This is a genomic window from Stenotrophomonas sp. 3diitr2024 (genome assembly GCF_042136455.1).
Classification (GTDB): Bacteria; Pseudomonadota; Gammaproteobacteria; order Xanthomonadales; family Xanthomonadaceae; genus Stenotrophomonas; species Stenotrophomonas sepilia.
Genome location: NZ_JBHHMJ010000181.1, coordinates 1 through 8,549, shown reverse-complemented (window position 1 = coordinate 8,549; position 8,549 = coordinate 1). Strand labels below are relative to the sequence as shown.

Below are 8,549 nucleotides of genomic sequence, written 5' to 3'. Positions count from 1 at the left end.
GGGCCTGAAGGTCGGCGTGGCCAAGTTCCCGTGGGCCGCCAGCGGCCGCGCGATCGGCATCGGTCGCACCGAGGGCTTCACCAAGCTGATCTTCGATGAGGAGACCCACCGCATCATCGCGGACGGAGCAGATCCATATCGATGAAGGAGTCGAGCACGCTCGACGCTACGAACCGGCCGGTGAGCGTGGAGCCGGCCAGCGGCCGGCACTACCAGGTGGACGATCAGTTCGCTTTGTGGATGGCGCGCTTGCTGACCGCCATCGCGGCGTCGTGGATCACTTCCGACAGCGACGGGTGGGCGTGGCAGATGCGGGCCAGGTCATCGGCCGAGCCGCTGAACTCCATGGTCAGCACGCCTTCGTGCACCAGTTCGGAGACGTTGGCGCCAACCAGGTGCATGCCGAGGATGCGATCGGTTTCGGCATGGGCCAGGATCTTCACGAACCCCGCCGGCTCGATCATCGCTACGGCACGGCCGTTGGCGGCGAACGGGAAGCTGCCGGCCTTGTACGGAATGCCCTCGGCCTTCAGCTGGGCTTCGGTCTTGCCGACCCAGGCCAGTTCCGGCTCGGTGTAGATGACCCACGGGATGGTGTCGAAGTTGACGTGGCCCGGCAGGCCGGCGATCAGCTCAGCCACCGCGATGCCTTCCTCGAAGCCCTTGTGCGCCAGCATCGGGCCGCGCACGCAGTCGCCGACCGCCCACACGCCGTTGACGCCGGTGTGGCAGTGCGCGTCGACTTCGATCTGGCCGCGCTCGTTGACCTTGACGCCGGTGCCTTCGGCCAGCAGGCCCTTGGTGGCGGCGCGACGGCCGACGGCCACCAGCAGCTTGTCCACGGTCAGGGTCTTTTCGCCTTCCGCGTCAGTGTAGGTGACGATGACTTCCTTCTTCTTGCCCTTGCCGGTGATCTCGGTCTTGGAAACCTTGGCATTGAGCTTGATGTCCAGGCCCTGCTTCTTGAATTCCTTGGCAGCGGCCTTGGCCACTTCGGCGTCGGCAGCCGCCAGGAACTCCGGCATGGCCTCAAGGATGGTGACTTCAGCGCCCAGGCGCTTCCACACGCTGCCCAGTTCCAGGCCGATCACGCCGGCACCGATCACCGCCAGGCGGTTCGGCACTTCGGTGAAGTCCAGGCCGCCGACGTTGTCGACGATGGTCTCGCCGTCGAACTTGGCGAACGGCAGTTCGATCGAATCCGAACCGGCCGCGATGATGACGTTGGTGCCCTTCAGCTCGACTTCCGAACCGTCGTGCTGCTTCACCTTGACCACGTTGCCCGGCTGCAGCTGGCCGAAGCCGTAGTAGGCGGCGACCTTGTTGGCCTTGAACAGCATGCCGATGCCGCCGGTGAACTGCTTGACGATCTTGTCCTTGCGGCCAATCATCGCCTCGACGTCGATCTTGGCATCCTTGAAGCTGATGCCGTGGTCGCCAAAGATGTGGCCCATGTTCCAGAACTGGCGCGAGGAATCGAGCAGCGCCTTGGACGGGATGCAGCCCACGCGCAGGCAGGTGCCGCCGAGGGCCGGCTTGCCGTCCTTGCCCAGCGCTGCGTCGATGCAGGCGGTCTTCAGGCCCAGCTGGGCCGCGCGGATGGCAGCGTGGTAACCGGCCGGGCCGGCACCGATGACGACGACGTCGAATTGTTCAGCCATTGAATTATTCCTTGATGCATTACCAGAACCCCTCCGCGCAGGCGCGGAGGGGCGGGAGGTTTCTTACAGGCCGAACAGCATGCGGCCCGGGTTTTCCAGCTGGTTCTTGATGTCCACCAGGAACTGCACCGAGTCCTTGCCGTCGATGATGCGGTGGTCGTAGGACAGCGCCAGGTACATCATCGGCGCGATCACGACCTGGCCGTTCTGGGCGATCGGACGCTCCTTGATGGCGTGCATGCCCAGGATGGCGCTCTGCGGCGGGTTGATGATCGGGGTCGACAGCAGCGAACCGAAGGTGCCGCCGTTGGTCACGGTGAAGGTGCCGCCCTGCAGTTCTTCCAGGCCCAGCTTGCCGTCACGTGCCTTCTTGGCGTAGTCGGCGATGGTCTTCTCGATGTCGGCGAACGACATGCGCTCGACGTTGCGCAGGACCGGCGTGACCAGGCCCTTCTCGGTCGACACGGCGATCGAGATGTCCGAGTAACCGTGGTAGATGATGTCGTCGCCGTCGATCGAGGCGTTGACCAGCGGGAAGCGCTGCAGCGCGTTGGCAGCGGCCTTCACGAAGAAGCTCATGAAGCCCAGCTTGATGCCGTGGGCCTTGACGAACTCGTCCTGCAGCTCCTTGCGCGCCGCCGACACCTTGGACAGGTCGACTTCGTTGAAGGTGGTCAGCATGGCGGTGGAGTTCTTCGACTCCATCAGGCGCTCGGCGATGCGCTTGCGGATGCGGGTCATCGGCACGCGCTCTTCCGGACGCGCGCCACCGGCCTTGCCGGCGCCGCCGTTGCGGGCGAAGTTGACGATGTCTTCCTTGGTCACTGCACCACGACGGCCGGTGCCGTCGACGTCGGCCGGGTTCACGCCTTCGGTGATGGCGGTGAAGCGGGCGCCCGGCGGCAGGGTGTCGGCGGCCGACTTGGCAGCCGGAGCCGGAGCGGCGGCTGCGGCCGGAGCAGCGGCGGCCGGTGCGGCTTCAGCCTTCTTCTCTTCAGCGGCCGGGGCCGGAGCCGCAGCCACGGCGCCTTCTTCGATGATCGCCACGACCTGGCTGGAGGTCACGGTATCGCCTTCCTTGAACTTGATTTCCTTCAGCACGCCGTCAACCGGCGACGGCACTTCCAGCACGACCTTGTCGGTTTCCAGGTCAAGCAGGTTTTCGTCGCGCTTGACGGCGTCGCCCACCTTCTTGTGCCAGGTGGCGATGGTGCCGTCGGCGACGGATTCGGGCAGTACCGGGGCTTTGACTTCGGTGGCCATTGCGGGAGCTTCCTGGTTTGTCTTCTAAATAGGGGGAGGATTATTCAGCGAACGTGTCGTTGAACGGGTTGACCAGTGCGTCGGCAATCAGCTGCTGCTGCTCGCGGACGTGGTCAGCCATGTGACCGGCAGCCGGCGACGCCGAACGTGCGCGACCGGCGTAGTGCAGGTTCTGGCCATCGGCCAGGCAGAACTGCAGGTGGTGGCGGATCTGGTACCACGCGCCCTGGTTCTGCGGTTCTTCCTGCGTCCACACCACGTCGGTGGCCTTGCCGTACTTCTTCAGCTCGGCAGCCAGCAGCGCACGCGGGAACGGATACAGCTGCTCCACGCGGATGATCGCCACGTCGTCCTGGCCACGCTTGGTCTGGTCTTCCAGCAGGTCGTAGTAGACCTTGCCCGAGCACAGCACCACGCGCTTGACCTTCTTGGCATCGGCATTGGCGTCGCCGATCAGGTGCTGGAACTCGCCATTGGCCAGTTCGTCCAGGGTCGACACGGCCAGCTTGTGGCGCAGCAGCGACTTCGGCGACATCACCACCAGCGGCTTGCGGGTGGTCATGTGCAGCTGGCGACGCAGCATGTGGAAGGCCTGCGCCGGGGTCGACGGCACGACAACCAGCATGTTCTCCAGGGCGCACAGCTGCAGGAAGCGCTCCAGGCGCGCCGAGCTGTGTTCCGGGCCTTGTCCTTCATAGCCATGCGGCAGCAGCAGGGTCAGGCCGGAAATGCGGCCCCACTTTGCTTCACCGGCGGCGATGAACTGGTCGATCACCACCTGGGCACCGTTGGCGAAGTCGCCGAACTGGCCTTCCCAGATGCACAGCGTGTTCGGATCGGTGGTGGAGAAACCGTACTCGTAGGCCATCACCGCTTCTTCGCTCAGCAGCGAGTCGATGACGGTGGCCTTCTCCGGCGAATCCACCAGCTGCCGCAGCGGCATGTAGTAGTTGTCGGTCTTCTGGTCGTGCAGGATCGCGTGGCGGTGCGTGAACGTACCGCGGCCGACGTCCTGGCCGACCAGGCGCAGTGCGTGACCTTCGTCGAGCAGGGTGGCGTAGGCCAGGTTCTCGGCAAAGCCCCAGTCGCCCGGAATCTCGCCGGCGGCCATCTTGCGGCGGTCGTCGTAGACCTTGGCCACGCGCGAGTGCAGCTGCACTTCGTCCGGGATGGTGTTGATCAGCTTGGCCAGCTCGACCAGCTTGTTCTTCTCGACCTTGGTCGAGACCGGGTCGGACAGCTTGCCTTCCAGCAGCTTCGGCCAATCGACGAACAGCGGGCTGGTCGGCGGAGTCTTCTCGACCTTGGCCAGCTCGGTGGTCACTTCACCGGCGTCCAGCTTCTCGCGGTAGGCATCGACCATGGCCTTGCCGGCACCGGCGGCGATCACGCCCGCCTTTTCCAGCTGCTCGGCATACATCTCGCGGGTGGTCGGGTGCTTGCGGATCACCTGGTACATCAGCGGCTGGGTGATCGCCGGCTCGTCGGCCTCGTTGTGGCCCCAACGGCGGTAGCACATCAGGTCGATGACCACGTCCTTGGCGAACTTCTGGCGGAACTCGAAGGCCAGCTGCGCGGCGAACACGACGGCTTCCGGATCATCGCCGTTCACGTGCAGCACCGGGGCGGCGATCATCTTCGCCACGTCGGTGGCATAGCGCGTGGAGCGCGTATCCAGCGGGTTGGAAGTGGTGAAGCCGACCTGGTTGTTGACCACGATGTGCACGGTGCCGCCGACGGCGAAGCCGCGGGCCTGCGACATCTGGAACAGCTCCATGACCACGCCCTGGCCGGAGAAGGCCGCGTCGCCGTGGATCAGGATCGGCATGACCTGCTTGCGTGCGGTGTCCTTGCGGCGCTCCTGGCGCGAACGCACGGAACCGGCCACGACCGGGTCGGCGATTTCCAGGTGCGACGGGTTGAACGCCAGCGCCAGGTGCACCGGGCCACCGTCGGTGGCCACGTCGGCGGAGAAGCCCATGTGGTACTTCACGTCGCCGGCCGACGCGTGCTCGTCGTGCTCGAACTTGCCTTCGAATTCGTCGAACAGCTTGCGCGGGTTCTTGCCCAGGGTGTTGACCAGCACGTTCAGGCGGCCGCGGTGGGCCATGCCGATCACCACGTCCTTGACGCCATCCTTGCCGGCGCTGCGGATGATGGTGTCCATCATCGGGATCAGCGAGTCGCCGCCTTCCAGCGAGAAGCGCTTCTGGCCGACGTACTTGGTGTGCAGGTAGCGCTCCAGGCCTTCGGCCGCGGTCAGGCGCTCCAGGGTGCGGCGCTGGGTGTCAGCGTCCAGCTGGTAGTTGCCACCGGCCGCTTCCAGCTTCTTGTAGATCCACTGGCGTTGCTCGACCTCGGAGATGTGCATGAACTCCGCACCGATCGAGCCAGTGTAGGTCGCCTTCAGGCGTGCGAGCAGGTCGCGCAGCTTCATGCGCGGCTGGCCGCCGACGCCGCCGGTGCTGAACTCGCTGTTGAGATCGGCATCGGACAGGCTGTGGAACGGCAGGCCCAGGTCCGGGGTGTTCACCGGCGCGGCCAGGCCCAGCGGATCGAGGCGGGCGTCCAGGTGGCCGCGCGAGCGGTAGGCGGTGATCAGACGACCGACATTGCGCTCGCGCTCGTCGCCCGCACCGGTGCCGGTGCCAGCTTTCAGCGCATCCTTGGCCGCGTCCGCGATGTGGGAGATGACGGCCGAGTGCGGAATGTCACCTGCTTCGCGGCCCTTGAAGCCGTCGAAGTAGGTTTTCCATTTGGGATCGACACTATCCGGGGAGACCAGGTACTGCTCGTACAGGTCCTCGACATAGGAGGCGTTGCCGCCGGCGAGTTGCGAAGATTGCGCAAACTGCTTCAGTTGATTGTCCACGATGGAGGGTGTTGATTCGCTTTGTGGGGTATGGCTTCAGAAGGACCCGGCAGGAAGATGAATAGCCCTGCGCGGGCGCGTTCAAACAGCCAAATTGTACCCCCAACGGGACACGAAGGGGCACCACTGCGGGCATCCCACGTCCGCCGGTGCCGGTTCCAGACAGGTTGGGTCAGCGGCGCCGGCTCAGATGCCGAGCGCGCGCAGTTCGCTGCAATCGCGCGAACGGTCCCAGACGCGCTGCAATTGCTGCCCGAACGGCTGCGAACGTGCCGGCAGCGCGATACCGGCCTCGCCGTCGAGGCGATGGCCGATCAGACGAAAGTAGAAGTCGCCCGCATCGTTGAGCAGGCAGGAAGAGGCCAGCGCGCGGTCGACCGGGTCGCTGACCTCGCGGAACTGGATCACGCTCGGCAAGCGCTGGGCCAGCGCCAGCAGCGGTGCCCCGGCAGAGGCGATCGCAGCGGCATCGTGCACGATCACCCGCAGCTGCTTGTCGTGGCGGGCGGTGACGAAGCGGCGCAGGGCGGCCTGCACCGGCGCCGCGTCGAGCAGTCCCGGGTCCAGCTGGCGGCTGTGCAGCCACAGCTGGCGGCGGGCGCGGTGGACGATGGCCGTGGTGATGGCCACCGCCTCGGCGCGGCGGTCGATCGCGCTGGTCGCGCCCAGCCGGCGGCGCATCTGCTGGTGGCCGATGCCGGCCTCCTCGAACGCCTCGCCTTCCGGCAGGAAGCCCTGGCGGGCATAGAAATCGCGGGCGGGCAGCTGGGCGTGCAGGTGCAGCTCGGCCATGCCGAGCCTGCGCCCGGCCTCGACCAGTGCCTCCAGCAGGGCCTCACCGACCCCGTGGCTGCGATGGCTGGCCAACACCGCCATGCGGCCGATGCGGCCGTCCGGGGCCAGCCGACCGGTGCCGACCGGCTGGTTGTCACTGTCCAGCGCCAGCACATGGGCGCTGAGCGGGTCCAGCGCATCGCGTTCCAGTTCGGCGGCGATGCCCTGTTCCTGCACGAACACGCGTTGGCGCACGTCGTGGATGGCAACGTGGGCGTCGGCGTGGCTGACCTGCTGGACCCGGATCATGGTGAGGGCTCAGGCCCGGCCAGTGCTGTCGTCTTCGTCGTCGTCCTCGAAGTTGACGATGACCTCGATACCGTCGTCGTGCACGGTCACGGAGTGGACATCGTCGGACACCGCGTCGGCGTCGATCGCGTCGACGCGGTCACGGCCTTCGACCACTTCGCCGAGGACCACGGCGTCTTCGCCGTCGTCCTCCTCTTCAGCGTCGTACACCTCGTTCGGATCGATCAGCTGGAACACGCCACCGACCAACAGCTGCTGGACCACCGCGCGGCCCTTGTCGGACAGGCCGCGATAGGCGGCGGCGTCGAGCTGCTCGGCGCCGGCCAGGCGCTGCGCGTCCTTCACCGGCAGCGCGAAGTCCTGGCCGCTGACGTACAGGCTGGCGCCGCGCTTGGCCCGGCGCCAGGCCAGGCGTGCCCACGGGTGGCGCTGCAGCAGCAGGCCGGAGGCCAGCGCCTGGACCACTTCCTCCGGTGCCGGTGCGGCCTGGTGGGCCATCACTTCGCCGGCGGCGCGGTAGGTGGTGATGAAGCGACCGAACCAGTCACCCAGCTTGTCCGGGTCGTTCATGCGGATGGCGTTGAGCGCGGTGATCACCCGCGCCATCGCCACCGTGTCGATTTCGTTCGGGTCGGCCGGCACCTTGAGGTCGGCATCCTGGTAACGGATGTTCTCGTCGGCATCGGCGATCAGGGTGTCGAGGTAGTCGCTGATCAGCTCGGCCGAGGACGGCGCGCGCATGCCGAAGGAGAACGTCAGGCAGGGATCCTCGGCGACGCCGTGGTGCGGCACGTTCGGCGGCAGGTACAACATGTCGCCCGGCGCCAGCACCCAGTCGTGGGTCGGCTTGAACACCTTCAGTAGCTTCAGTTCCACGTCCGGGCGGAAGCCCAGCGGCGGCTGCTTGCCCTTGATCGATTCGCTGGCGTCGATCTGCCAGCGGCGGTGGCCGTGGGCCTGCAGCAGGAACACGTCGTACTGGTCGACATGGGCGCCGACCGAGCCGCCGGTAGCGGCGAAGCTGATCATCACATCATCCATGCGCCAGCGCGGCAGGAAGCTGAAGTGCTCGATCAGGGCGCGCACATCCGGGTCCCACTTGTCCACGTCCTGCACCAGCAGGGTCCAGTCGTGGTCGGGCAGGGCGGGGAACACGTCTTCCTGGAACGGGCCGGTGCGCACGCGCCAGCCGTCCTGGGTCTTGTCGTGCTCGATCAGGCGCGCAAGCACGCCTTCCTCGCAGGCCAGCCCGGCCAGGTCTTCCGGCTGCACCGGGGTCTGGAAGTTGGGGAAGGCGTTGCGGATCAGCAGCGGGCGTTTCTGCCAGAAGTCGCGCAGGAAGGTGGCCGGCGCCATGCCCAGCGGCTGGCCGGGGCGGGCGGTGACTTCGATGAGGGGGGCGGAGGACTTGCGGGCGGCCATGGGGGGGAATCCTTGCAGCGGAAAGCGGGAGGGGCGGCGTGGCGGGCCGCCAAGGTCTCCATTGTCCGACGTTCGTGGGGATTGCGCACGTGCGGTGGTTTGTCGCGGGGTGTCCGGCCAACGGCGGAGCCCCTCGTGGCGGGGACGGGTTCACAAGCAAAAGCCGCGCTTGGCCGGGCGGGTGGGCTGCGCGGGGGACGCTGCAAGTACGTCCCTGTAAGCTTGGCCGCCGCATCCATGCGGCGGAC

5 protein-coding genes and 1 pseudogene are annotated in these 8,549 nt (G+C 66.8%); 1 reads left to right on the top strand and 5 read right to left on the bottom strand.

The genetic code is table 11. The features are described 5' to 3' along the window. Positions 1 to 118 (top strand): annotated as a pseudogene (locus tag ABGA94_RS04305) (dihydrolipoyl dehydrogenase); the annotation flags it as partial. Positions 119 to 224: 106 nt separating this feature from the next. On the opposite strand, the gene lpdA reads toward ABGA94_RS04305, so the two are convergent. From lpdA to ABGA94_RS04280, 5 genes are all read right to left on the bottom strand, one after another. Further along, positions 225 to 1,661 carry a dihydrolipoyl dehydrogenase gene (gene lpdA / locus ABGA94_RS04300; RefSeq protein ID WP_005417523.1) on the bottom strand — a complete coding sequence of 479 codons (1,437 nt, stop codon included), beginning with the start codon at positions 1,659 to 1,661 and terminating at the stop codon, positions 225 to 227. Positions 1,662 to 1,724: 63 nt separating this feature from the next. Beyond that, the gene (gene sucB, locus ABGA94_RS04295) at positions 1,725 to 2,924 is read right to left on the bottom strand and encodes a dihydrolipoyllysine-residue succinyltransferase (RefSeq protein ID WP_053499860.1); all 1,200 of its coding nucleotides are present in this window, start codon (positions 2,922 to 2,924) and stop codon (positions 1,725 to 1,727) included. Between the two features lie 40 nt (positions 2,925 to 2,964). Further along, positions 2,965 to 5,796, bottom strand: a complete 2,832-nt coding sequence (locus ABGA94_RS04290; protein ID WP_188239260.1) for a 2-oxoglutarate dehydrogenase E1 component — start codon at positions 5,794 to 5,796, stop codon at positions 2,965 to 2,967. Positions 5,797 to 5,982: 186 nt separating this feature from the next. Further along, positions 5,983 to 6,879: a GNAT family N-acetyltransferase gene (locus tag ABGA94_RS04285; protein WP_111174699.1), complete on the bottom strand. Its 897-nt coding sequence runs from the start codon at positions 6,877 to 6,879 to the stop codon at positions 5,983 to 5,985. Positions 6,880 to 6,888: 9 nt separating this feature from the next. Then, a complete protein-coding gene (locus tag ABGA94_RS04280; RefSeq protein ID WP_119706102.1) occupies positions 6,889 to 8,301 on the bottom strand; it encodes a cupin domain-containing protein in 1,413 nt (470 codons plus the stop codon). Positions 8,302 to 8,549: the final 248 nt, after the last annotated feature.

What these genes read in the sequence shown, in the direction of transcription:
- lpdA (WP_005417523.1), bottom strand. Translation starts at nt 1,661, where the DNA reads ATGGCTGAACAATTCGACGTCGTCGTCATCGGTGCCGGCCCGGCCGGT.
- ABGA94_RS04285 (WP_111174699.1), bottom strand. Translation starts at nt 6,879, where the DNA reads ATGATCCGGGTCCAGCAGGTCAGCCACGCCGACGCCCACGTTGCCATC.
- ABGA94_RS04280 (WP_119706102.1), bottom strand. Translation starts at nt 8,301, where the DNA reads ATGGCCGCCCGCAAGTCCTCCGCCCCCCTCATCGAAGTCACCGCCCGC.
- sucB (WP_053499860.1), bottom strand. Translation starts at nt 2,924, where the DNA reads ATGGCCACCGAAGTCAAAGCCCCGGTACTGCCCGAATCCGTCGCCGAC.